25 protein-coding genes and 1 riboswitch are annotated in these 25,810 nt (G+C 44.6%); of the genes, 19 read left to right on the top strand and 6 right to left on the bottom strand.

Annotated elements, in window-relative coordinates:
• Positions 1-18: 18 nt before the first annotated feature.
• Positions 19-1,281 (top strand): L-methionine/branched-chain amino acid transporter, encoded by a 1,263-nt coding sequence (yjeH, locus tag R7Q48_RS01465; protein ID WP_017819874.1) that lies wholly within the window; start codon positions 19-21, stop codon positions 1,279-1,281.
• Here the strand turns inward: yjeH and R7Q48_RS01460 are convergent, their stop codons facing one another.
• Positions 1,282-2,727, bottom strand: coding sequence for a PLP-dependent aminotransferase family protein (locus R7Q48_RS01460; RefSeq protein ID WP_318132120.1), 1,446 nt, complete (start codon positions 2,725-2,727; stop codon positions 1,282-1,284). It abuts the gene before it with no gap.
• Positions 2,728-2,827: 100 nt separating this feature from the next.
• Between R7Q48_RS01460 and R7Q48_RS01455 the strand changes: the two genes are divergently transcribed.
• The gene (locus R7Q48_RS01455; RefSeq protein ID WP_213893526.1) at positions 2,828-3,484 is read left to right on the top strand and encodes a pyridoxamine 5'-phosphate oxidase family protein; all 657 of its coding nucleotides are present in this window, start codon (positions 2,828-2,830) and stop codon (positions 3,482-3,484) included.
• Here R7Q48_RS01455 and R7Q48_RS01450 read toward each other — a convergent pair.
• Together R7Q48_RS01450 and R7Q48_RS01445 are read right to left on the bottom strand one after the other, a co-directional pair.
• A complete protein-coding gene (locus R7Q48_RS01450) occupies positions 3,465-4,787 on the bottom strand; it encodes an ATP-binding protein (RefSeq protein WP_213987107.1) in 1,323 nt (440 codons plus the stop codon). The two genes, R7Q48_RS01455 and R7Q48_RS01450, sit on opposite strands and share 20 nt — an antisense overlap.
• A gap of 3 nt (positions 4,788-4,790) precedes the next feature.
• On the bottom strand, positions 4,791-5,483 hold the full coding sequence (locus R7Q48_RS01445) for a response regulator transcription factor (RefSeq protein ID WP_005373624.1): 693 nt from the start codon (positions 5,481-5,483) through the stop codon (positions 4,791-4,793).
• A 366-nt stretch (positions 5,484-5,849) separates the two neighbouring features.
• On the opposite strand from R7Q48_RS01445, the gene R7Q48_RS01440 reads away from it, so the two are divergent.
• Both R7Q48_RS01440 and R7Q48_RS01435 read left to right on the top strand, forming a co-directional pair.
• Positions 5,850-7,391, top strand: coding sequence for a hypothetical protein (locus R7Q48_RS01440; protein WP_213987108.1), 1,542 nt, complete (start codon positions 5,850-5,852; stop codon positions 7,389-7,391).
• Between the two features lie 12 nt (positions 7,392-7,403).
• Entirely contained in the window at positions 7,404-8,093 is a 690-nt protein-coding gene (locus tag R7Q48_RS01435) for a hypothetical protein (RefSeq protein WP_080276951.1), read from the top strand.
• Between the two features lie 85 nt (positions 8,094-8,178).
• On the opposite strand, the gene R7Q48_RS01430 is transcribed toward R7Q48_RS01435, so the two are convergent.
• Entirely contained in the window at positions 8,179-9,180 is a 1,002-nt protein-coding gene (locus R7Q48_RS01430) for an AraC family transcriptional regulator (protein ID WP_054574582.1), read from the bottom strand.
• A 107-nt stretch (positions 9,181-9,287) separates the two neighbouring features.
• On the opposite strand from R7Q48_RS01430, the gene R7Q48_RS01425 reads away from it, so the two are divergent.
• The 14 genes from R7Q48_RS01425 (at position 9,288) to R7Q48_RS01360 (ending at position 23,950) form a co-directional block, all read left to right on the top strand.
• Positions 9,288-9,614 carry an MFS transporter gene (locus R7Q48_RS01425; RefSeq protein WP_017635162.1) on the top strand — a complete coding sequence of 109 codons (327 nt, stop codon included), beginning with the start codon at positions 9,288-9,290 and terminating at the stop codon, positions 9,612-9,614.
• The gene (locus R7Q48_RS01420) at positions 9,614-10,837 is read left to right on the top strand and encodes an HlyD family secretion protein (protein ID WP_213965416.1); all 1,224 of its coding nucleotides are present in this window, start codon (positions 9,614-9,616) and stop codon (positions 10,835-10,837) included. Before R7Q48_RS01425 ends, R7Q48_RS01420 begins: the two co-directional genes overlap by 1 nt.
• 101 nt (positions 10,838-10,938) lie before the next feature.
• A complete protein-coding gene (locus R7Q48_RS01415; RefSeq protein ID WP_158173404.1) occupies positions 10,939-12,261 on the top strand; it encodes an ABC1 kinase family protein in 1,323 nt (440 codons plus the stop codon).
• 112 nt (positions 12,262-12,373) lie between these two features.
• Positions 12,374-13,720: a magnesium transporter gene (locus R7Q48_RS01410; protein WP_086047512.1), complete on the top strand. Its 1,347-nt coding sequence runs from the start codon at positions 12,374-12,376 to the stop codon at positions 13,718-13,720.
• Positions 13,721-14,525: 805 nt separating this feature from the next.
• A complete protein-coding gene (gene codB, locus R7Q48_RS01405; protein WP_213867603.1) occupies positions 14,526-15,764 on the top strand; it encodes a cytosine permease in 1,239 nt (412 codons plus the stop codon).
• Between the two features lie 9 nt (positions 15,765-15,773).
• Positions 15,774-17,051, top strand: coding sequence for a cytosine deaminase (locus R7Q48_RS01400; RefSeq protein WP_025767946.1), 1,278 nt, complete (start codon positions 15,774-15,776; stop codon positions 17,049-17,051).
• 248 nt (positions 17,052-17,299) lie between these two features.
• A complete protein-coding gene (locus R7Q48_RS01395; RefSeq protein WP_017819864.1) occupies positions 17,300-17,938 on the top strand; it encodes an HD domain-containing protein in 639 nt (212 codons plus the stop codon).
• The gene (locus R7Q48_RS01390) at positions 17,939-18,697 is read left to right on the top strand and encodes a helix-turn-helix domain-containing protein (RefSeq protein WP_256902781.1); all 759 of its coding nucleotides are present in this window, start codon (positions 17,939-17,941) and stop codon (positions 18,695-18,697) included.
• Positions 18,698-18,843: 146 nt separating this feature from the next.
• Positions 18,844-20,697, top strand: a complete 1,854-nt coding sequence (locus R7Q48_RS01385; RefSeq protein WP_104976243.1) for an MFS transporter — start codon at positions 18,844-18,846, stop codon at positions 20,695-20,697.
• 117 nt (positions 20,698-20,814) lie between these two features.
• Entirely contained in the window at positions 20,815-21,432 is a 618-nt protein-coding gene (locus R7Q48_RS01380) for a triacylglycerol lipase (protein WP_256902782.1), read from the top strand.
• Between the two features lie 104 nt (positions 21,433-21,536).
• Positions 21,537-21,677, top strand: a riboswitch (FMN riboswitch).
• 113 nt (positions 21,678-21,790) lie between these two features.
• Positions 21,791-22,447 carry a 3,4-dihydroxy-2-butanone-4-phosphate synthase gene (gene ribB, locus R7Q48_RS01375; protein WP_005373655.1) on the top strand — a complete coding sequence of 219 codons (657 nt, stop codon included), beginning with the start codon at positions 21,791-21,793 and terminating at the stop codon, positions 22,445-22,447.
• 105 nt (positions 22,448-22,552) lie between these two features.
• Positions 22,553-23,098, top strand: a complete 546-nt coding sequence (locus R7Q48_RS01370) for a glutathione peroxidase (RefSeq protein ID WP_256902783.1) — start codon at positions 22,553-22,555, stop codon at positions 23,096-23,098.
• Positions 23,099-23,108: 10 nt separating this feature from the next.
• Positions 23,109-23,552 (top strand): DUF3429 domain-containing protein, encoded by a 444-nt coding sequence (locus R7Q48_RS01365; RefSeq protein ID WP_005396352.1) that lies wholly within the window; start codon positions 23,109-23,111, stop codon positions 23,550-23,552.
• A gap of 152 nt (positions 23,553-23,704) precedes the next feature.
• On the top strand, positions 23,705-23,950 hold the full coding sequence (locus R7Q48_RS01360; protein ID WP_005373664.1) for a hypothetical protein: 246 nt from the start codon (positions 23,705-23,707) through the stop codon (positions 23,948-23,950).
• A gap of 70 nt (positions 23,951-24,020) precedes the next feature.
• Here the strand turns inward: R7Q48_RS01360 and R7Q48_RS01355 are convergent, their stop codons facing one another.
• Both R7Q48_RS01355 and R7Q48_RS01350 read right to left on the bottom strand, forming a co-directional pair.
• Entirely contained in the window at positions 24,021-24,620 is a 600-nt protein-coding gene (locus R7Q48_RS01355) for a thiol:disulfide interchange protein DsbA/DsbL (protein ID WP_005373667.1), read from the bottom strand.
• An 83-nt stretch (positions 24,621-24,703) separates the two neighbouring features.
• A complete protein-coding gene (locus R7Q48_RS01350) occupies positions 24,704-25,084 on the bottom strand; it encodes a hypothetical protein (RefSeq protein ID WP_005373669.1) in 381 nt (126 codons plus the stop codon).
• 278 nt (positions 25,085-25,362) lie between these two features.
• On the opposite strand from R7Q48_RS01350, the gene R7Q48_RS01345 reads away from it, so the two are divergent.
• On the top strand, positions 25,363-25,659 hold the full coding sequence (locus tag R7Q48_RS01345) for an isoamylase early set domain-containing protein (protein WP_017635151.1): 297 nt from the start codon (positions 25,363-25,365) through the stop codon (positions 25,657-25,659).
• Positions 25,660-25,810 lie beyond the last annotated feature (151 nt).

Genomic DNA, 25,810 nt, shown 5'->3' with positions numbered 1-25,810 from the left:
TTGGATGAATCAATTCGCATGGAAGAGCTCAAAAAAGACATTTCACTCACATCAGGTATCGCACAGTTATCCACCACATTAATGGGAACTGGGCTGTTTATGATCCCGGCTATCGCAGCAGGTATAGCTGGCCATTTTTCACTATGGGCTTGGATTTTATTGTTCATCGCGATTTGTCCTATTGCGCTGACTTTTGCTCAACTGGGTAAACGATACCCCAACGCGGGCGGAACAGCCTTTTTTGTACGCAAAGCCTTTAACGCCAAACTGGAAAGTAGTGTCGCTTGGCTATTTGTTAGTGTCATTCCGGTAGGGGTTCCGGCCGCGATTGCACTCGCCGCAGGCTTCCTACAACAAATATTGCCAGAGCCTATTAGCAACAATCTGTTTGCACAAATTCTGACAGTAGTACTACTTGTGTTCGTCAACTTGATGGGCACAAAATCATCAGGTCATTTACAAACTCTTATTGCTTTGAGTGTCTTCGCACTTGTTGGCGCATTTTTATGGAAAGGCGACGTTAACAGCGCCGATCTTGTGATGCCCGCCATCACACAAGAGTCAATTTGGCCTATTACCGCAGCGTTAGGCGTGATGTTCTGGTGTTTTGTTGGCATAGAGGCTTTTGCCCATATGGGGGAAGAGTTCAAAAACCCTCAAAGAGATTTCCCTATTGCCATTGTGGTCGGTTGTTTTGTAGCAGGGGCTACCTATTGGGCATGCTCTGTCGTTATTTTAAAATTTGGCGCGTATGGTAACGCTCAATTTGATAACGCATCCATCCCCTGGCTTAGTGCCCAACTACTAGGCGATGGAGCCAAATGGATAATCAGCTTGATAGGTTTCTCCGCTTGTTTCGCGAGCGTTAACTTATACACACAGAGTCTAGCGCGAATGGTCTGGGCTCAAGCTCGTGAACATCGTCCTTCTAGTCCACTAGCCAAGATTTCACGTCGTGGTGTCCCTTTCTCAGCCACCATATTAGTTGGCGGTATATTATTGATATCTTGTGTGATAGGAACCCTATCACAGCTCGATCTGGAGTTTTTCCTAAAACTCGCAAACAGTGTATTCGTTCTGGTTTACATGTTGGCGATGTTAGCCGCTTTCAAATTGCTTCGAGGATTTGGTAAAACACTTGCGGGACTGTCCCTACTGCTTTGTACCGGTGTTTTTATATGTTTAGGCTGGTCAATGTTTTATGCACTTGGCATTTTTACTCTACTTTTACTGCCTTGGAAACAGTGGCGACATAAGCGACAAACACGTGTAGTTGAATAGTCATCGCTTCCCATTTCGAAATATGTGAGCTAAACGTTGGATACCAGCGTCTATGTTCTCTAACGCGATATTGCCGTAACCAAGCACGGCACCATGCCAGTGACGTGCTTGAAAATCTGGGGGTTCATAATAGCTCAAAGGTCGCAAGATGATCCCTTCATGCTCTGCCATTTTTGTAAAACGCTGCTCATCCATACCGTCTTGCCATTTCAACGTAATATGAAGCCCCGCCGCTTGGCTAACGACGCAAACACGGTCGCCAAAATGCTGTTGAATGGATAAATGCATCTGTTCATGCTTAGTTTTGTACAGTCGACGCATTTTTCGAATATGACGTAATAACCCACCTTCAGTAATAAAATCTGCCAATGCTTCTTGTGTATGCGTCGGCGAATCACCACTTAACGCATCTTTAACCACCAAACATTGCTCTACTAAACGTTCAGGAGCTACAAGGTAGCCAAGCCGCAATCCGTTAAACATCACTTTACTGAAGGAACCCACATACAACACACGATCATCTCGACCCATTTGAGCTGCTAGCCCCTGTAAGCTGGTATAGGGACGATGAGCAAACTGAAATTCGCTGTCATAATCATCCTCGATGATCCAACTTGATTGTTCGACCGCCCAGTTGATGATCTTTCCTCTTTGTTCGGTATTGAGTGTGGTGCCCATCGGATATTGATTACTTGGTGTAATATACAGCGCATCGGCATCGCTTGAGGTCACCGCTTCCACATCAAAACCTAATTTCTCTCTTACGAACAAAGGCTCAAATTGATAGTTTTGGAACTGAATCAACTTCCGCATTTGCGCGTAACCTGGTTGCTCCATCAGAACCTTATCACCTTGTTTGAGCACTACCATCGTCGCAATTGACAACGCTTGCTGCGCCCCAGAGGTAATAATAATGCGCTCTGGAGAACAATTCACTGAACGGCTTGATGCGAGGTAGTCAGCTAAAGCACAGCGCAATGCCCAACTACCCTGAATATCTTGATTCCCCAACAAGCAAGTACGAGACATATGGCGAGTGAGTAACTTTTGCCATTGCGCCATCGGAAATGCGTCCAAATCCGGCACACCCGGTGCAAATGCGCGGTTGATATCAAAGTGAGCTTTCGGTGATGAGTCTCTCTGAACTGAACTAGGTTCAGGCAAGTACTGCTCTGGCAGTTCTACGGCAACATAAAAACCAGAACCTTTTTGGCTGTTCAAGTACCCTTCCGCCACTAACTGTTCGTAGGCAGAAATCACGGTATTCCTACTTAGATTAAGCTCTTGTGAAAGCTTCCGCGTAGAAGGCAGCTTCCCATTCTTCACCCACAGTCCTTGAACAATTTTCTTGCGAATAGCAAAAAACAACGCTTGCTGACGCGTTCCATCACTGTCTTTTAAATGCAGGTCACCGATATCAATCAAAGACAAACTGGATCCATCCATTAGTTAAAAGTGGCTCTCTTTAAGCTACCAGTTAAACGCTACATTGCAATCAAAGAATGAGGATCAATCGCTCGTAATCGTGAGCAAACAAGGAGAGAAAATGCTATCCAACACCAATAGAACGGAAATTAAGAAAGGCGCACATAAAGCCGTCTCTGATGTTAGCAAACTGCACGCCATCATAGATGAAAGCCTAATCGCTCATATTGCGATAACCAACGAGTCAGGCCCTGTGGTCATCCCTATGCTGGCATGGCGTGTCGATGATTACGTGTATATCCATGGTGCCAACAACAGTCGACTATTACGCTCACTCAAACAAGGAGTGCAAACGTGCTTAACCTTTACTTTGTTTGATGGTTGGGTATTGGCTCGAAGTGCGTTTCACCACAGTGCGCATTATCGCAGTGTTGTGGTCTTTGGCCAGTTTGAGATGGTGGAAGATAACCAAGAGAAAGACAGGTTGCTGAATCACTTTATTGAACAGATCGCTCCGGGGAGAACAGAACAAGTCCGTTTGAGTAATGAAAAAGAACTCAAAGCCACCATGCTACTGCGTATCCCGCTCACGGAGGCATCAGTGAAAATCAGCAATTTTGGCGTCAACGACGATGCGGAAGACATGGACATCCCTGTTTGGGCAGGTGTCCTACCCTACCGAACCGTCGTAGGTCCGCTGCAAGCTTGTGACGATTTGTATGAAGGTATCGCAGAGCCAGACTACCGCAGTGCCTACTCTAACCGTTGGCAGGAATAAGCACCGTAAAACGTGCGCCGCCTAAGTGACTCTCGCCGACAGAAAGCTCCCACCCCAGTTGCCGCGCTGCACTGGTAGCGATGGCAAGCCCTAAACCAAAGCCTTTCATGTCGGCGTTGCGGCTTTTGTCTAAGCGCGAAAATGGCATAAACACTTCTTCTCGCATCGCTTCAGGGATGCCCGGACCATCGTCCTCAATATCGATGCTCCAACAATCCTCTACCGTTCGAATCGTCACCTCAACGCAGGATTCACCGTAACGCTTGGCGTTTTGCAGCAAATTATCGAGGACGAGGTTACCCAAAGTAGGCTGAAAGTGAATCAATTGGTTCGCGAGTTCATTTTCTGCTCTCAACATGGCGGACTCTAAGCCTAGGTAATTCATGCGGCTTTTACACCAAAGTGGCAGTTCCATGGTTTCAACAGAATCGATCCATGAGTGGTTTTTCACACTCAAGCGAGACAGCATGACGATGTCGGATGTTAAATCCGTCACTACATCAACGTATCGTTCAATATCGTCATGTAACTCTGCCTGCATTTCACCACTCGTGCGTCGAGCTAAATCCGTCGCTAGCTGAATACGACTCAGCGGAGTGCGCACTTCATGAGGAATAGCTTGAGTAAAGATGTGTGTTTGGCGTACTCGTCTCTCAATCTCTTCAGACATGCAGTTGAAGCCTTGGGCGAGCTCTTTCACGGGTTGCGAAAATTGCTTTAGATCGACTCGCGTATTCAACTCACCAGAACCAAATTGTTGTTGCGCAGCCGTTAGTTGCCGAATTTGGCGGTCAAGACGTCGTACAGGTATGTAAACCATAATGCCTAAACTGCATACAACAACCAAAAGCAGAGTAAGTATAAATACAATCTCAGAATCTTCATTCCAATCAACGTGTGGGCTAAAGAAGTCCGTTTTTTCTTTGAAAACTAAACTCTTCGAAGTGTTAGGCAAAGGGAATACCGCAGCATAGGTACTGCCGTCAATAAGATAAACAGGTACCCCTTGCATTCGGTACAGCAGATTACAATCTCGACAAGGCGGTGATCCGTCCCAGTTCTCAACCAATGTTAAATCAAAGATAAAGAAATCTTGCTTGCCGTTTTCGGTTAACTTCTTGTAGAGAGAATCCGGAGTGCCTCGCTGCTCAATGTATTGATCGACAAAATAAGCACCATCGTTCAAAAAAACACCGACTTCTGTTTTGCGCATGTACTCTTCCCCTATAAAGAGAAACAAAGCAACAGTCAGCGCAAGGCCGGTTACTAACCCCACATATAGACGAGTAAACAGGGAAAACACGCGTCATTTACCTGTCAGCATGTAGCCGTGGTGACGTATAGTTTTAATGGTAGCCGTATGGATATGAGCCTTGGAGAATTTCTTCCTTAGCGACGATATACGCATATCAATCGAACGATCAGTAATGCAGTATTCAATGCCTCGGGCAAGACGACAACATGATTCACGAGATACTGGCTTATCGACATTCAGCATCAGGAGCTCTAAAATTTCAAACTCAGAACTCGTTAAACCAATATCTTTTTGCAAATAAAATGCTTGGGAGCGACGAAGACAAAGACTAATGCCATATCGGCTCAGCTTTTCTTCTTCAACGATATCAACTTGACGACAATAGCGACGCAACGCTGCTTCAATACGGGCGAGCAAAATATTACCTTTTATCGGTTTGGTAAGGTAATCATCAGCACCGAACTTAAATAAGCTCACCTCGCTCATTTCATCATCGGTCGCAGTCAAAACAATGATAATACCATGATAAAACTTACGCGCCTCTTGGCATATTTCTGCGCCATTTTTTCCTGGTAACATTAAATCTAACAGCACTAGGTCCGGCTTGAGCCCCTTAATCGTTTCTAATGCATTTTGACCGTTATCGATGACAGTTACCGTATATCCTTCGGCTTCGAGGTACATTTTGGTTAATCGAGCAATCTCTGAGTCGTCTTCTACCAGTAAGATTGTATTACCCACCATGAATCATTTACTCCACCAATATGATGGAGGGAGTATATCGCTCGTCCTATACTGCGCAACCCACTTAAATGATAATTTTAATAAAAAGCAGGCTTACATACGCTTACAAACCATACATATACGATAACCCTAATCATTCCATACCCCTTAAACCATACAATAACCTGATGTTTTATTTATTATCAGAATATAGCTTCACATATAAAATAAAATTCGGAATAAAAATCTACTATATTTTTAAACATATCGAATAATAGGTCTTACCAAAAAACAATATCAACATATATGACTTAGTTTGCTTATATAGACAGGACTTTATGTTGCTTCTAAGTTTCTTGCTCTAATAAAGTCTACGAGTAACATGAAATGAGATATTCCAAATTAACACCTTTAGCCATATTTTGCGCGATAAGTCTAACTGCTTGTGGCGGCAGTGAATCTAATCCGAAACCATCGACAACGAAACCTCCAACACCACCAATGCCAACATTGAGCACTGTCACAATCCCAACTGTCGTTTCTACAGAGTTTCCAGCCAAGTTAAAAGTGGCTGCTGATGCTGGCTTCACCCACTATGTGAAAATCTCCCTTTCTGAAGCAAATAACAATGATACATTTCACATTGTGGCCGTTGATGACGGTGCGAATAATGAAAAAATCTTTCGTGCAGCCAAAATCATCCAACACCTTCTAACAAACCAACCAGACTCTAAGTACGGTGCTGACAAGTCTCGTATCGCTAAGACATTAGCCGAGCGTGATGCCACACTAATGCTGACCGAAAACGACGAACAGAATGATGAGATGTTAACCAAAATCTTTATCAACGAACTGATTCGCCAAGATAAATTGAACGATGCAGTTACAAACTCGGGCTTAGCACACTCTTTTGATACGAGTTCTCTAGAAAAGTTTGTTGTAAGCATGATGGTACTTAACGAAGATGATATGGATACACTTGTCACATCTATCGCGTCAACATTAGTAACTAGTAAAGAAACACCAAACTGGCTAAGGAATAGCCAATCTTTAATGTATCGAGAACTGACAGTTGAAGGCGATTGCCATTACATGAGTAATTTTGCCGATTACTGCGCCAATCTTGGTAAAAAAGCCGAACGAGACGCCGCTTTTGAAGAAATTTTACACTTGGTCCAAGCGCAAGGTATTGCACCTAACACGGCGACTGCGGCACTGCAAAATGACATTCAAGCTCATGCGTTAAGCATCTATAACGATATTCAATCGGGCAAACCGACGGTGTGGCGCCCTACTCAGTATGACTGGGACGATTGGAAATCGGACGACTTCGATCCTGAAAGTGTTAAAAAAACGGGCCCTTCATATTCTCACGAATATTTTGCTGCCGCTTTTGAAGCTTACATGGGTGTAGCAAAAGCAAACGGACATGGTTTAGATGGCTACCAAGCGTTAACGCGTGAAGAAATGCAAACCCAAGATCCACAAGCCGTTGATTGGATCAGTGGCTTATTCCACGGATACTTGCAATATACCGCGAATATCGACTCTGCGGGCGTCAAGCTCTACACAGAAAAGACAAATCCAGGCACAGTACCTACCTTCCGTATGGCTCCCAACAAAGACGGTTCGATAGAAGCGTACACCTACAAATCTCAGTGGCTAACAAAAGTGAAGATCATTGGCGACGACGCGATGAATGTGATCGGTAATGATCAAAACAATACTTTTGAAGGCAACAGCAAAGACAACAGCATTTATGGTGAAGGCGGTATCAACACCTATATCGTGCCACACAAACTGGCGGAATGTACTGTTATCAAAGCAAAGAGTGTTTCTGTTGAGTGCCCAAATACAGGCACTGACGAGTTGTACGACATTCAGAACATCCAATTCACCGACCAAACCCTAGATGTAACCAAGCTATAAACAATGAAAAACATGAAGAAACTTATTCTATTCGCTCCCTTGCTCCTTGTTGGTTGTGGTGGCCTAGCCGTCATGGATCGTACTGATGCCGTAAAAGCACAACCAGAAATGCTGATCAAAACCGACGGTGATTTTTGGGGATTCGGTGCAGATGGCCATTTTGATTTTGCTGGTAAGTACAAAGGCAAGTATTCACGCAGTGCTTCTAACTCAAGTTGGTTTAACCGTATCTCTTTCAAAGAAGGTTCAATGGGCGCAGAAGTGACTCGTATCGACAGCGGGGAAACTTGGCTTTTGAACTGCACCGGAGGCGGTATGTCGGTTAACTACATGGGCGTCGATTTTGGTGGGAATGATCCTTACACCTGTGACATTACTCAAGATGGTAAAAAAGTCGGTGAGTTTGCGATGGAGCCAAAATCCGCTCTCATCGACATCAGCTTTGAGAAAAAAGAGACAGGCGTAGTGCGTATTGGTAGCACCCACTTTAATGTAGAAACTGTACATACTAGTCCTGACGCCATGATGGCGGTAGACATTCCATTGGGTTATAGCTTTAAGGAGGGCACACAAGAAATTGCCGCAGTGCAGACGAACGGTACCATTGCGGTGCAGATGCTCCCTGAACTTAGCGAACAAAAAAAGGATGTAATTGCCATCGGCGCTGTTGCAAGTGCACTAAGTTGGCGTCCTAAGAAATAGCCATCACATAAAACGACACAAAAAATAACAAAGCCCTCAACTTTGAGGGCTTTTATTGCTTGTACTCATAGAGATAAGTGGAGCACTACTTCTCTAATCTTCCCGTATACTGCTTGGGCGTTAATCCACGATGTTTCTTAAACATACGATTGAAGCTCGCCACATTGGTATAACCAAGGCGCGTGGCAATGTCATCAATACTCACGCGCTTACTCAACAAACCAGCTGCAATATTACTCAATACATAGCCAGAAACCGTCGAAAAATTGAGTCCTAATTTATGCAAACGACGTTGAAACTGCTGTTCAGATAAATCAAGCAGAGAAGAAACGCGCTCTAACGTTGGCAATCCATAATGGCTGCTGTAATTCACCACTTCATAAATCACTTTCAACTCATCTTCTGGGTCGGGCATATTAAGCAAATCATCTAAATCGGAAAAACTCATCGCTAGACGGTTGTCTTCTCGATGGCTCACTTGGCGAGAAGCTAGTCGGTCATCTCCTGGGATCCATATCTCTGTTTTTGGCTGACTCCATTCCACCTCGCAGCCGAAATATTCCCGGTATCGCTCCGTATTTTTTCTCGAGCCTGAAACCTTGACACGTAAAGGCTGGTAATCTTTGCCAAGAAATTCGCGTAACACCTTAATCATAAATACCGCACAGCGGATACTATCGTGCACCTTTACTGACGTTTCTATAAACGGGTTGTGGTAAGTCCATTTGATGATTTTACCCGACTGTTCGCCAGCAAAAAACGCCCCTGATTGTAGGTTGCTCACACCATAATTCACTCGCCGAATCGTACTGGCTAAATCATTGCCGGAGAATAACCAGCGTCCCACTGGCCCTAGCTTTTGCAGTTCAATACCTCGGCTGAGACTCAACACCACATCCGGGTCACCACTGGCTTGTTCAACACAACGATACCATTCCGCAACGGCTTTTAGCGGGATCAGTGTCATTGGGTTACGAAACACCGATGCTGGGATCCCTAACTCATCCGAGTCCAAATTGTATTTAGATAACGCGAGGTTATGCATGTTTAGAATGCCCATCGCGCGAATAAACCGAACCGTTTTCATAACCAATCACATCAAATTTAATCCTATAGTGATTGAATCTGTCACAAAGAAAGCCGCAAATCAAATTCAGATCACAATACGCCAACAGTTTGATAGAGGAGTGTTTAATGAGTTTACTGAGTGTCCCATTTGTCGGTACAGGCGCAGATACGGCGTTACATGTTGTCGCTGCTGTCGTTTTAATCGCGAGTGTCGCGGGCGCGTGTTACGGCTTTTGGAAAATCCATGAATTACCTATCAATAAAGCACACAGCAAAGACCATCATCAGATAGGGCTCATCACTGCGCTGACCTGGATAGGGTTTGTCTGGCACTGGGTTTGGGTACTAGCCGTGATCTTTGCATTTGTTGATATGGAAAAAGCCATCATCAATCTGCGTGATACATGGAAAAGTAAACCGCAAACAGAAACACAGCCAAAAGAGGAAGCATAATGTTAGAAGGTTTAGCAGTATGGGCACTCTTCATCTACCTGTTGCGTTTGGTTGGCATGCCTTGGAACAAAGCAACCAAATCGTTCGCTTATCTTGGCGGCTTTGGTTGGCTAATGTTCGTCTGGGTAGGTTTGATTAACTTCACCCCGATGGATTTATCCGGCGGTTCTGTCGTGCAGTCGCCACACATCCAATTGCGTCCAGATTCAACCAATGTAAAAGGTAAAGTTGACCACATTTACATTAGGCCAAATCAGAAAGTTAGAGAAGGTCAGCTCATTTATGAACTTGACCCAACGCAATACAAAATCGCATTAAATCAAGCGAACGTATCCGCTGATTCTGCTCGCGTTGCATTAGCTACGGCAAAAGGCGACATTGAGATTGAAGAAGCTAACCACGAAGCGCTAGTGCAAGATCTAGAAACATCCAAGAGCCAGTTGGAAGCGGCCAAAGTTGACTACAAATTGCAGAAAAAAATGCTAGATCGTTATGTTGAGCAAAACCGAGTGGTGCAAAACACCATCACGGAAAGCGACATCGACAAACAATCGAGCACGGTAGATATGGCACGTCACAACGTGTTAACCCTTGAGTCTCAAATCAAGAAGAAACAAGTCGATATTTCCCGTGCAAAACTGGCGATTCATAAAGCGGAACTTGCAGTTGAAACCAAACAAGCCGAACTGCGCCAAGCTGAAGAGCAAATTGCAAAAGCGCAATGGGATTTGAATAGCACAAAAGTTCATGCCCCAACAGATGGCTTTGTCACCAACTTTATCCTGCGTGAAGGTCAGCGTGTATCGATGATGCCGCGTATCAACATGTACACTAACGAGAAGTATGTGCTGATGCGGGTCAACCATCAGGCGATTCGTAACATCAAACCGGGTCAGCCAGCGGAATTCTCTTCGTCCGTTTACCCAGGTAAGATCTTCTCAGCGACCGTCGAAGGCATTGTTGAAGCAACAGGTGAGTCACAAGGTAATCTACTGGGTTTCGATGATTCCGTACGTGTCACCACTGGAAAGAACTTACAGAACAAACACCACTTTGTTCGTCTTAAGATTGATGAGCCAGAAGGCTACGACATCCCTGTTGGCTCTGTTGGCCTCGCATGGGTCAGCGGTGAAAAACCGATAGGCTTCATGGCCTTCTTAGATGTGATTCGCGGGATCATCATCCGAATGAAGTCTCAACTGTACTTCTTCTACTCTATCTAAACTCGCAAACCGCCAGTTACGCTGGCGGTTTTCTTTTCATTTGTATCCAAACATATCCTTTTCCCGTATAACAATTAGTTAGTAAATAGCGGAGAAGATTCATGTCGGCAAAGGAAAGAAGCCTACCTACCCATCGCATCTCAAGATTCAGCAAGTTCGCTTCACTTGCTACCCGTGTCGCAGGCAATGTGATTGCAGAAGGCACGAAACAGATAGCCAAAGGCAACAAACCAAAAGCGAAAGACCTCTTGCTGACGCCACAGAACATCGCGCGCTTAACTGACCAACTTGCTCACCTGCGTGGCGCTGCAATGAAGCTTGGTCAAATGCTATCAATGGATGCTGGTGATGTTTTAGAACCTGAACTTGCCGATATTCTTTCCCGTCTTCGTTCCAACGCAGACCCAATGCCTGCAAAACAACTCAACGCAGTAATGGAAAGTTCGCTAGGAACGAATTGGAAAGCTGAGTTTCTGTCATTTAACTTCAAACCAATCGCCAGTGCATCAATAGGACAAGTGCACCAAGCCTACAGCGATGCGGGCGATAACCTAGCCGTCAAAGTGCAATATCCGGGCATACGGAAAAGTATCGATAGCGACGTCGATAATGTCGGTACACTGCTCAAGGTCGTTGGGTTGATTCCCGAGTCTGTCGACTACAAAGGATTGCTCGAAGAAGCGAAAAAGCAGCTACATGACGAGGCCGATTACGCACGAGAGGCACAATTTGCCATTCGTTATCATGACGCTTTGAAGGAGCACCCTCATTTTGTGGTGCCCAAGATTCATACTGAAAGTTGCTCAGACTCCGTTCTCGCGATGGAATTCATTGATGGCAGTCCGATTGAGCAAATCGAACATTATGATCAGAGTACGCGAGATTTTGTCATGCACAGCCTACTCGAATTACTGTTTCGAGAGCTGTTCGAATTTAAGATGGTACAAACCGACCCAAACTTCGCCAACTACTTATATATCGAAAACACTCGTCAAATCGGCTTGCTAGATTTCGGGGCGACCCGCGAATACAGCGAACGGTTCAGTACCGGCTATCGCCAAGCTTTTGCGTCTGTCGTGAATAATGACGAACAAGGCTTAAATGATGCGCTTGAACAAATAGGCTTCTTCAGCCAAACCATCCTTCCAGACCAGCGCCAAGCGATTCTCGATCTAGTGAAAATGGCATGTGAACCAATGTTAGTTGATGAGCCTTATGACTTTAAAGCCAGTGGCTTAGCACAAAAGCTTCGCGAAGCTGGCACTATTTTAAGCATGGAACAAGAATACTGGCATACTCCACCAGCAGATGCCCTATTTTTGCACAGAAAAATAGGCGGAATGTACTTGCTGGCAGCCCGTATTGGCGCAAAAGTGAACATTCGCCAATTGGTACAGCCATATCTCACCATCAACAGCAAATAGCCTATTGTTTTTCTGTTACTTTCAAGTACCTTGAGCAGGGTTAAGATGCATAGTTGTGCATCTCAATAACATGCCATACTTCCATAAAACGAATTAACTATCGGGGTACTCGGTGAGCAAGTTTCAAGATCTCTCCACTCTAATCCAGCAAATTGGCCAAGCCGAAGAAGCGGATCAAGTCGCAACGCTCAATGAATCTATTGAAGCGGGCCTCGAGCCCGGCGCGGTTGCCCTGATTCTAGAAGCCTTTCCAATCGACGATCGTGTTCGCTTATGGCGAGCTTTACCACTAGAGCTACATATCGACGTGTTAACGGAAATGCGTGCGGACGTACGTTTCTCTATCATCAATGCGTTATCTGAAGTCGAGCTAAAGCTAACTCTCGCTAAACTCGACAACTTGTCGCTCATCGAATGGGCCGATTCGTTGCCAGAGTCGATCATCAACGAAGCGCTCTCGTTGATAGAAAAAGATGAGTTGGAACTTTACGATCAAGCAAACGAGTATGCTGATGAAGAACTCGGCCACTGGGCTGAACGTAAGATCATCACCCTGCCCTTCAACATTACGATTGGGACAGCTAAGCAGTTAATGGAGCGCTATAGCTACGACACGCCTCAACAGGTGTATCTGATTAATCGTAATAAACAGTATCGTGGAACGGTCAACTACTTCGATATCTTACGTGGTGACCCCGATACTCGCTTAAAAATACTCGTTATTGAGGCTGTGACGGTTCTAGACAGTAAAATGATGCTTCCTGAAGCGGTAGAGGCATTAGAACACAGCACACTGCCCGCTCTCCCTGTAACTGATGCAGACCAAACACTGATCGGTGAAGTCGATTGGCAGTTTGCATTGAGTACACAGCGTGAAATCTACGAAGCACGTTTGATGGCCGGTACAGGTATGGATGAAGGCGATGACTTGTTTGCGCCAGTATTAAAAAGCTCGCAAAAGCGCGGTGTTTGGTTAGGCATCAATCTGCTTACTGCGATTTTGGCGTCTGTCACTATCGGACTATTTGAAGATGTAATTGCGCAGGTGGTGGCTTTGGCGGTGCTCATGCCAATTGTTGCATCCATGGGGGGCATTGCTGGCAGCCAAACGCTCACTCTAATGATTCGTGCGATGGCGCTTAATCAGATCACCCCAGGTAACCGCTTCAAGCTTTTGAAAAATGAGTTGGGTATTGGCTCTCTGAACGGCATTGCTTGGGCGTTAATCATCGGCGGGCTCGCCGGATTGTGGTTTCAATCTCCGGTTCTTGGGGGAACCATCGCGCTGGCCATTATCGTCAATATTATTACCGCAGCTTTATTTGGTGTGCTGATTCCCATTATTCTGGATAAGTTTAAATTGGACCCCGCTTTGGCTGGCTCGGTGATTCTAACAACAGTGACAGATGTAGTTGGTTTTTTCGCCTTTTTAGGAACGGCGAGTTTAGTCATGCTTTAAAAGGTTCATTGTTTATTAATCAATCATTAGCATAATAGAGTCAAATTGCATAACGCAGTTGCAAATTGCAAACACACTCAAACTTTAAGCAACGCATGTCACAGAAACTACGTATTTTAGGGCATATTAAAGTTGGCACAGTAACTGCATTATATAAATCGACCCTTCTTAAGCCGAGGGTCACCTAGCCAACTGACGTTGTTAGTGAACTTGATTTTGTTCACATGTATATAAGCCAATCGAACTCTTTGCGGTTGGCTATTTTTTTATGTGGCTATTGCCCTCTTATCCTCTGACCGAGCTCGGTTGTACTTTTCTTACCCACAACAGATTGTTTACTGTTTATAAAATTCAAATATTCGCCCACTAAACCATTAGAAATGCCAGCTTCAACAAAAATAAATCACCTACATAAAATAAAACCAAGAAAACACACCCAAGAAAAGAACAAATAACGTCCAAACCAAAAACCTCATCATGAAATCGTTTTCTTTTCATAGAAATCGACTGAACAATCCAGAGTTATAGATAAATTTAATCCATAAAAACAAATAGCAATTCAAAACATTCATTTCACATAGAAAACCTGTCTATAAATCATAGAAAATACGTAAAATCAAAATTTCCACCTTTAGAATTTAAAAATCAAACCATTGTTATTAAAAGAAAAAATACACATCAAAAACAAAGCAAACGTTTAAATTGCAATTTTATCATTGACTATTAAATTTACATCACGATAATACGCGCCGTTTGCCTGAAAATCAGGTGCTATAATTTAATATTTCAATGTGCGGAGGTAATAATGGCTGGAGACAATAACTACAGTCTTGGACCAGTTCCTAACACGGCCAGAAAAGGCGTGGCGTCACTTACAATGGTGATGTTAGGACTCACTTTTTTCTCCGCAAGTATGTGGACTGGGGGTTCTCTCGGTACTGGGCTCTCCTTTAATGATTTTTTCCTCGCTGTTCTCATCGGTAACCTAATCCTCGGTATTTACACTTCTTTCCTCGGTTACATCGGCGCTTCTACTGGTCTCTCTACTCACCTTCTTGCTCGTTTCTCTTTTGGCTCTAAAGGCTCTTGGCTTCCTTCTGCTCTTCTTGGCGGTACTCAAGTTGGGTGGTTTGGAGTTGGTGTCGCGATGTTTGCGATTCCGGTGCACAAAGCAACGGGCATCGATACCAATACTTTGATCCTCGTCTCCGGTTTGCTCATGACCGCGACCGTTTACTTTGGCATCTCCGCACTGATGGTGTTGTCAGCAATTGCCGTTCCTGCCATTGCGCTACTTGGCGGCTACTCTGTCATCGAGGCAGTAAATAGTGTTGGCGGTATAAGCGAACTACAACAGGTTCAACCAACCGAGCCACTCGATTTTTCAATAGCTCTCGCGATGGTTGTCGGCTCTTTTGTCAGTGCTGGTACATTAACGGCGGATTTCGTACGCTTTGGTAGAAAGCCGCGCAGCGCCGTGATGATCACCATGGTGGCGTTTTTCATCGGTAACTCGTTAATGTTTATCTTTGGCGCGGCAGGTGCGTCGGTGACGGGTCAATCAGACATTTCTGAAGTGATGATCGCGCAAGGTCTTCTTATTCCAGCTATCATCGTTCTTGGCTTGAACATCTGGACGACCAACGACAACGCGCTCTACGCATCGGGTCTTGGATTTTCCAACATCACAGGCTTACCAAGTAAATACATCTCAATGGCGAACGGTCTTGTTGGCACACTTTGCGCTCTCTGGCTCTACAATAACTTTGTTGGCTGGCTGACCTTCTTATCTTTGGCAATTCCACCGATTGGCGGTGTGATCATCGCTGACTTCTTCACGAACCGTAAACGCTACGCAAACTTTGAAGCCGCCCAATTCCAAAACGTTAACTGGGCTGGCATTATCGCTGTCGTGATTGGCGTTGGTGCGGGACACTTCCTGCCTGGCGTAGTGCCGATTAACGCTGTACTTGGCGGCGCAATTAGCTTCCTGATTCTTAATCCTATTCTCAACAAAAAAGCACTGGCTACACAGCCAGCGTAAGGAACCATCATGACAACACTACTGATCAAAAACGTAACGCTAAAAGGACAAGAAGGTCTGCAGCAAATTTTGATTGAAGATGGTCAATTCAAGCGCATTGAAAGCAACGATGTGGAGCTTAGTCATAACGGTGACATCATCGATGCTGAAGGCGGTATGGCGGTTGCGCCTTTCTGCGAGCCACACATTCACTTAGATACAACTCAAACCGCAGGTGAGCCAAGCTGGAACATCTCTGGCACATTGTTTGAGGGTATTGAACGTTGGGCTGAGCGCAAAGAAATGCTGTCGATTGAAGACGTGAAAGCGCGCGCAAAACAAACCTTAAAATGGCAGATAGCAAACGGCGTACAACACGTTCGTACCCACGTCGATGTTTCAGACCCTACCCTAATTGCCCTAAAAGCGATGGTAGAAGTGCGTGAAGAGATGAAAGAATGGGTAGATATCCAAATCGTCGCCTTCCCGCAGGAAGGAATTCTCTCTTACCCAAATGGCAAAGAGCTGCTAGAAGAAGCCGTCAAATTAGGTGCGGACGTGATTGGCGCGATTCCACACTTTGAATTCACACGCGAATATGGCATTGAATCGCTGCACTACGTATTCGAGTTAGCGCAAAAATACGACCGCCTGATCGACGTGCATTGTGATGAAATCGATGACGAACAATCTCGCTTCGTTGAAACACTGGCAGCATTAGCGCACAAGTTTGATATGGGGAATAAAGTCACGGCCAGTCACACCACAGCGATGGGTTCCTACAACGGTGCATACGCATCTCGCCTGTTCCGTTTATTACGCATGTCCGGTATCAACTTCGTGGCAAATCCATTGGTGAACATTCACTTACAAGGCCGTTTTGATGATTACCCAAAACGTCGCGGCGTAACACGAGTGAAAGAGATGCTGAATGCCAACATCAACGTCTGCTTTGGACACGATGATGTATTTGACCCTTGGTACCCACTAGGCACTGCAAACATGCTGCAAGTGCTGCATATGGGTCTGCACGTGTGTCAGGTGATGGGTTACGACCAAATCAACAACTCACTGGATCTGATCAGCACCAATTCAGCACGTACACTGAACATTCAAGACAAGCACGGCATTGAAGAAGGCAAACCAGGTAGTTTACTGATTCTTCCCGCAGAAAATGGTTTTGACGCAGTACGTCGCCAAGTGCCGGTTCGCTACTCTGTTCGTCACGGTAAAGTGATTGCAGAAACACAGCCTGCGACGACTCATATTCATCTTGAACAAGCAGAGCAAGTAACGTTCAAACGCTAAAAAGATCGGCGAAACGAGCAAGGCCTGACGACATCGTCAGGCCTTTTTTCTACTGGTAAACATCACTGCTCGCTCTGTCTATTCTTGTCTCATAAACCGCTGAACACATTGAAAGGCCATATAAAACGGCTCAGTACCAAACGTTGCACAAGGTTCTGGTGGCTGAATCTCAATTACACCATCGCACTTGGAAATTATTCTAAGCGTTGGGCATACTTCTGACTTCATTTTAGTTGTAGATATGAACCATGACGTCATTAAGCCAGATAGAACCGCAATTTTTGGAATTTATGCAGCAAGAGATGCAAGTAGATGCAGCTCATGATCTTAAACACGTAAAACGCGTGGTCAAAACAGCGAAACAGCTCTGCAAGGAAGAAAATGCAGACATCGCGATTGTATTACCGGCTGCCTATTTGCATGATTGCTTTACTTACCCGAAAGATCACCCAAATCGCAAAGAGAGCTCAATCATCGCAGCCAAAAAAGCGGTCGCATTTTTAGAGAGTATCGATTATCCGCAGCAATATCATGATGCCATTGCTCATGCGATAGAGGCACACAGCTTTAGCGCCAACATCAGGCCAAATACGTTAGAAGCCAAAATCGTCCAAGATGCCGACCGTCTGGACGCTTTAGGCGCAATTGGCGTGACGCGATGCATTCAAGTCAGCACTCAATTTAACGCGCAACTTTACAACGACAGCGATATATTTGCCGAAGAACGTGAACTTAACGATAAACAATTCACTCTGGATCACTTTCAAACCAAGTTATTCAAAATCGCTGAAACCATGAACACGGAGTCAGCGAGACGCGAAGCGCAAAAACGCAAAACCTTTATGCAAACGTACCTAGAGCAGTTACACGACGAGGTAACAGCGTAAATGTCAGAAAGCTATACGTTAATTAAAGAGCTTAAACGCCAACTAAAGTTAGCTGGGCTGCATTATGCGGATGTTGCACAACACCTTAATTTAAGTGAAGGAAGCGTCAAACGTTTACTCGCTGAAGGTCAGCACATTAGCCTTGAGCGCTTAGAACGAATTTGCCAATTGATTGGTTTAGAAATGGCGGAACTATTTAAGCTCGCGGCTGCGCACAATAAAGGTCTAGAGTCGCTAACGTTAGAGCAAGAAAAGCAGCTGGTTTACGATAAAGCCCTGCTGCTCGTGGCGATCTGTGTTGTAAATGGCTATCAGTTTGAACAAATCGTTCAGCAATATACCTTCAATGAGTTGGAACTGGTGCAAAAGCTTGCTCATTTGGATCGGCTGAACATCATCGACTTGCAGCCAAATAACAAAATTCGTTTGCGTATATCTCCGACATTTAAGTGGCAGATGGGCGGCCCTATTCAACGGTTCTTCCAACAGCAAGTTCAAGACGCCTTTTTCCAAAGCTACTTTTCTGGTGAAGATGAAAAGTTCTCCATGGCAACAGGATTGATGAGTGTACCAACCAACAAGAAGCTACAACAGAAACTGCAAAAGGTCATCGATGAGTTTTATCAGGCTTGCCAAAGTGATAGCTCTCTCGATATGGACGAAAAACACGGCACCTCTGTGATTATTGCGATGCGTCGTTGGACGTTCCCTCTGTTTGAACCATGGGAAAGAAAACCTACGCAGAAGTCTCGCAATTAGTAACTCAATAAACAAATGGAAATAAAAGTAACGAATTTCGTTACTTTTGGTGGCATACAACGTCACTTGAAAGAGAAAGCTGGTTTAATCGTTCATTGAGCATAAAGTGCTCCCATCTCATTCGACTTTGTTTAATCGGGGCCCGTATGTTTTTCTCAAAACGCTTTTTTCCTTACTTTGTGACACAATGCCTTGGCGCACTCAATGACAACATCTACAAAAACGTTCTGTTATTGATGGTGACATACAGCCAAATTGATAACCTACCAATATCCGTCAATCTATTCGTTAATTTGGCGGCCGGCTTATTCATCCTACCTTTCTTTCTATTCTCAGCGCATGCTGGTGCCGTCGCTGACAGCATGGACAAAGCCAAATTAATCCGACGTCTAAAGCTCATCGAGCTGGCTATCATGTCTTGCGCAGCAACCGCTATTGCCACCCAAAGTGCCATGCTGATGCTGGTTCTGCTGTTTATGACAGGCACTCAATCGGCCTATTTTGGCCCCGTGAAATACGCCTTACTACCACAAGCGCTCAAACCAAATGAGCTTGTTAAAGGAAATGCTTGGGTTGAAATGGGCACGTTTCTTTCGATTCTTATAGGTACGCTTAGCGCAGGCCTGCTGCTAGCCATTCCTAATGGTACCTTGATTGCTTCTTGTACCGTGATTGCCTTGTCTTTGCTTGGGTTCATGAGCAGCGTGAATATTCCAGCGATGCCTAGCCAATCAAATGACAAAGCGAAATTTGAACCGATTTCTGGTTTAAAGAACACGTTAAAAGTGGCAAAAAAGCAGAGAGGCATCTGGATGTCTATTCTTGCCATCAGTTGGTTCTGGTTCATGGGTGCGACTTACCTAACTCAATTCCCTAACTTCGCACGCGAACATTTGTTCGCAGATAGCACTGTCGTTTCTTTACTGTTGGCATTGTTTTCCATTGGTATCGCGACAGGCTCTTGGTTGTGTGAAAAGCTCTCTTTCAACCACGTTGAGCTTGGTATTTTGCCATTCGGTATCCTTGGTCTGACAGTCTTTGGCGTCGACTTGCTATGGGCAGTCCCAAGTTATCCATCACTTCCGGTGCACTTTTATGATGTTCAAAGCTTCGTTGCTGAATCAAAACATCTACGCGTCATGATTGACCTGTTCCTTGTTGGTGTAAGCGGCGGTGTCTTTATTGTTCCTCTTTATGCGTTCATCCAATCGCGTTCAAACAAAGGGGAGTGTGCACGTGCCATTGCTGCTAACAACATCATGAATGCGTTGTTTATGGTGGTGTCTGCTTTGGTTTCGATCGTTGTACTCAGCGTACTAGAGCTTTCTATTGTGGAACTGTTTGTCATGATGGCAATAGGTAACTTCTTCGTGGCAATCTATGTCTATCGTCAAGTACCGGAATTCACACAACGCTTTATCAGTTATTTACTCAGCCATTGTATGTATCGTGTGTCCGTAAAGGGGCGCCAACATATTCCTGAACAAGGTGCTGCGTTAATCGTGGCTAACCATGTTAGCTATGTCGATGCATTGATTTTGATGGGAACCTCTACTCGCCCGGTTCGTTTTGTGATGGACAAATCCATCAGCGAGCTACCTGTTCTTAAATATGTATTCCGTCATGCCGGTGTTATCCCGATCTGTTCTCCACGTAAGTGTGCCGACACTTACCGACGAGCATTTGAACAGATTGAACAAGCACTTAACGACGGTGAGGTTGTCTGTATCTTCCCTGAGGGTCGTTTAACGTCTAACGGTCAATTGGGTGAGTTTCGCCCTGGTGTAGAGAAAATCCTTGAACGTAACCCTGTTCCTGTCATCCCTATGGCGTTAAAAGGGCTTTGGGGTTCTTTTTTCAGCCACAAAGGCGGACATGCTCTCACAAAACGACCGACTCGTTTTTGGTCAAAAGTGGATGTTGTTATCGGTGAAGTGTTAAGTCCTGCGTCTTTAAATCGTCATCAATTGCAACAACAAGTACAGGATTTACTGGGCTGAGTCGCTTGCTACAGCAGTCAAACTTTGCAGCAAAACGTAAATATGCACCACAAAGCACAAGTAGTTTCTTGTCAATTAGAGTAGGATATCTACGACGTCATAAATCTAGGAGGTATTATGAAAATCATCATCTTACATGGTCTTTATATGCATGGGCTGGTCATGCAGCCTCTTAGCCAAAAGCTGAGAAAACTCGGATACGAAACGCAAGTACTCAGCTATAACACCGTTGCTATCGATGAGTCTTCACTGTTTGATTCTATTGATCATTCGCTTAATCCACTGACCACAAACGTGCTCGTGGGACACAGCTTGGGAGGCTTGATGATTAAGCGCTATCTCGCCAACAGAAAACCGAGCACTAACTTAATCTCTCATGTTGTCGCTATCGGTTCACCTCTTAAAGGCGCGTCCATAGTAGGTCGGATTCAAGATCTCGGGTTGGGTGCAATTTTAGGCAATTCGCCACACCACGGATTAAACAGACATGATGATGCGTGGGCTTTTCCGCAAAAACTCGGCAGTATCGCAGGAACGGTACCGATTGGTGCCCGCCCATTGTTGATCCGTAATGACAACACCATGTCGGACGGTACGGTTACCGTAGAAGAGACAAGACTGGACGGTATGCAAGATCATATCGAAGTGAAGCAAACGCATACGAGCCTGATTTACAACACCTTCGTGCCGCAGCAGATTGATCACTTTATTCGCACAGATTATTTCCGTCGATAGCACACTTTTCCATCATACAGATGGAATCGACTTTCCAAGCTATTCAGTTCGCAGTACTATCCTAGCTCCACTTCTTCACAACTTGAATGAAGTGGCACATTTTTAATTGTTCTCAGGGCGGGGCGAAATTCCCCACCGGCGGTATACTTTTTCAAGTGAGCCCGCGAGCGCTCGATTCGTCGAGGTCAGCAGATCTGGTGAGATGCCAGAGCCGACGGTTATAGTCCGGATGAAAGAGAATAAGAATACACCAGCATAGCGAGTCAGATCGCTAAAAATGCCGGTGCACTTCTTTTTGATCGTATTTTACGGCGATCTCTCATACCGCCCTGATTCTGGTGAAATTTAGGAGTTAACCATGAATCAGTCATCACTACTTGCCGAATTCGGCGACCCAATTACTCGCGTTGAAAACGCACTTATCGCTTTAAAAGAAGGCCGTGGCGTACTGCTTCTTGATGATGAAGATCGCGAAAACGAAGGCGATATCATTTATTCAGTCGAGCACCTCACTAACGAGCAAATGGCATTGATGATCCGCGAATGTAGCGGCATCGTTTGTTTGTGCTTAACAGATGCTCAAGCAGACAAACTGGAACTGCCTCCAATGGTGGTAAACAACAACAGCGCAAACCAAACCGCATTTACGGTTTCTATTGAAGCTAAAGTTGGTGTAACAACGGGTGTTTCAGCAGCAGACCGCGTAACGACCATTAAAACGGCGGCAAACCCGCACGCAAAACCGGAAGATCTTGCTCGCCCGGGTCACGTATTCCCTCTGCGCGCACGTCCAGGTGGTGTAATGACTCGCCGTGGTCACACAGAAGGTACGATTGATCTGATGCAAATGGCAGGGCTTCAACCCGCTGGCGTACTGTGTGAAGTGACCAATCCAGATGGCACGATGGCAAAGGCACCGGAGATCGTAGCATTCGGTCGCCTGCACAACATGCCGGTACTGACGATTGAAGACATGGTAATGTACCTGAACCAGTTCGAGTTGAAACTGGCATAGTCAGATCTCAGCTCTTGAAAAAAGCCGCGCATTTGTGCGGCTTTTTTGATCGATCCTCTTTGCACTTGAGTAGTTATACTTATTGAAAACAAGGGGAACAACACCATGAAAGAATTACTGACACTCGCCGCTCTCGTTAGCTTTCTCTCCATGAATTCGCTTGCTCTTGCATCTGAGTGCCCTGATATTCTTCAAGGTAAGCAAAGGTTGTTAAACTCAACGGAAGAAGTCGATCTATGCGAAAGCTTTAAGGGAAAGACACTACTAATCGTCAATACAGCAAGCCAGTGCGGCTTCACTCCTCAGTTCGAACAGTTAGAAACCCTCTATCAAACTTACAAAGACCAAAACTTCACCGTTATCGGTTTCCCGAGCAATGACTTTCGACAAGATAGAGGAAGCGAAACAAACACAGCGAAAGTCTGTTATCTCGATTACGGGGTAACCTTTCCAATGATGGCTCGCTCTTCAGTATTAGGTGTAGATGCGAACCCAGTCTTCAACCAGATTACTAACCAAGCAGGCATAAAACCAAAATGGAACTTCTACAAGTTTCTAATTAGCTCTGAAGGTAAAGTTATTGCTACTTTTCCAAGCTCCACATCACCGACAAGTACTACGCTTACCAATATGATAGAGCAACAATTATAAGGTGACGACCATGACAACACGCTCAACCATGCTACAACTCGGTTACTTAGGCCTGGTTCCATTTGTGTTTAGTTTAGGGCTGATTTTCACTGACATCTCACTCTTCAATTTAAGTGGTCAGCAATTTTTCATCGCATATAGCGCCGTTATATTAAGTTTTTTATCCGGCATCCTTTGGGGTAATGGCATTGAGCATTACTACCATCGCCTTAGCCGAAATATATTAATTCTCAGCAACCTTTTTGTCTTACTGGCTTGGGGCGCATTACTGCAGGGCCACAAACATTACGCAGTCGCAACCCTACTCTTAGCAATTGGGTACCTTGCTGTTTGGTATGCAGAAAAGCTCGTGAGGAAAGTCGAACAAGACGCCGAGCCCAAGGGATATCAAGGAATGAGGAGCAAACTGACCTTCGGCGTAATCGTAATGCACGGATTGGCTTTAGTTTCATAACCTGGTCTGTCCAGTACTAAGATCACAAAAAAACGTCTTTTTATAAAACAATGTTCATTTCGTGAATGCACACATATTTTGAACACTGTTTCGTTTCATTTATGAATCAATCCACATATAAGTAATTCAAAGCATTCACAAAGGATATGAATATGTTTTTTCGCAAACTTTTGTTTAGCACTGCGATGATCAATGCAACGACAGGTTGCGTGTCTTACCAGGCACAACAAGCCGCCGCTCAAACAGTAAATAATACAGGTGCCGTGCTTACCAATGTGATTAAAACCACGATTGCTCAGCCATGTAATGTTGCAATCACTGCTGCTAGCTTGTTTTATCCGCATGCCATATTTATGACTAGTGTTCCGACTCAAGCATGTACAAGCGTTCTTAGATAATACGAGTGTGATAAGCATAAAAAATGGCGACTCTACCGTCGCCATTTTTAAGCATCAATGCTATTTACAGTTACAGCGTCAATAAGTAATTAACTAATTGATTGTACTCGTCGTAAGTACGAATTTCGTTGGCCAAAACAATGTATTTATTGTTCACAACCACACCCGGAACCCCTCTTAACGTGCTGGCAGAAAATTGCTTATCAAAACCTTTCTGCATTGAGTTTACGGCGAAACTGTTGTAAGCCGCATCAAACTTCTTACCTTCTACGCCATTATCAACGAAGAGTTGTTTCAGCTCAGCTTCGTCTTTTGGCGCTTGTCGCTTTTGATGAATTTGGGCAAACATGGCAGGAATCATTGTATCTTCAACCCCGAGCGACACCATCGTCGCGTAGGACTTGGCCATCGGAATCGCCATATCTCCGCCCATGAACCCCACATGTACCTTTTCAAACTTTGCCTCTTTTGGCAGAGCAGGTTTTAAACGCTCAATAAGCGACTCAAACTTGTAGCAATGTGGGCAATAAAAAGAAAAGAATTCCGTCACAACAGGTTTCGATGCTTTCTTAACATCCAGAACTTTGTAGTGCTTCCCTTCTTCAAATTGCGCTGCATGAGCGGTAAAAGTCAGTAAAAGTGCACTACATAAGGCAAGTAGTTTTTTCATTGTTTATTTCCTTGTGGCATTCAAATGCCAAATCATTTCATTTGGTAAGAAGGGGTAAACCCCAAGTAATTTGAGATGAGGAATTAAACAATCGGAGGACGATAAAGCTTGGTGATCACTGTCACTACTTTTTCGACTAGAGGCCTATCAATCAAAGCAAGGCTATAAGGAAGAAGCAGTAAGTCGTTTTGAGATAAGTTGGCGGGGATTTTGACCATGCAGGAAGAGCTACAACTCGTGTGAGATTGTTGTGCCTTATTGATGGCTGACTCATCGTGATGTGATTCTACGCAGTCGTCATTGACGCCAAGTTGTTTGTGTAGAGCAGCCTGTTGAACAATAAGATCGCGTACTTCAATTGTTTTCATCGGAGCGGAAGCCTGCGCCACAGGAGCGACACTACTCAAAAGCATAGCAACTAAGCAAACTATCGCAGTCAACAATGTACGGTTAAACTTCAACATAGCTACATCAAGGAAAATGGTGATTTAAGATAATACATGATAACGGTTTGACTTCAAGATACGGACTCTCGGCTCGCTAACAAACTCTGTTTTTTGACCATTTTAGACTAGTGAATTTTCTCTCTAACGATCCCTCAGTACACGAAACCAGCACAACGAGCTATTCACCGTTCGGATACTCCCCTCATCAGATACCAGCAACAATTCGATAAAACTTGAAATCATTATGAAACACGAGTAATAGTTAGAACAGTTTTTGTACGAACAAGGAAAGATCAATGCTTAAAAAGAGATTCTTTAAGACAAAAGATGAAGTCGAAGTCACGTTCGAGCTAGATAAAGATCAGTGGGACTCTGTCCAAATTGCTGGAGACTTTAACAACTGGCAGCCAGAACCGATGAAATTAGTGAAGAAAAGTCGTCAGTTTAAATTTAAAACCCGCTTACCTAAAGCGCAGAATGTTCAGTTCCGTTACTTGCTCGATGATGCGAAGTGGGAAAATGACCCACAAGCTGATGCTTACGTTCCAAATGTTTTTGGCAGCGACAACAGCGTCGTGTGTACCACCGAATAAGCGGTAATTTCGCTTTAAGATTCCATATCTAGGCGCAAACGTTGCGCCTTTTTACATCTCTCGAAATGTGATTAGTGATTAGATTTAAATCATTAATTGGCAATTTTATCCAATTAACTCATCCGATAACCTTATTCTGAGAAAGCTTTAT

It is taken from the genome of Vibrio sp. 378 (assembly GCF_033339435.1).
This window is presented reverse-complemented; position numbering and strand designations above follow the sequence as displayed.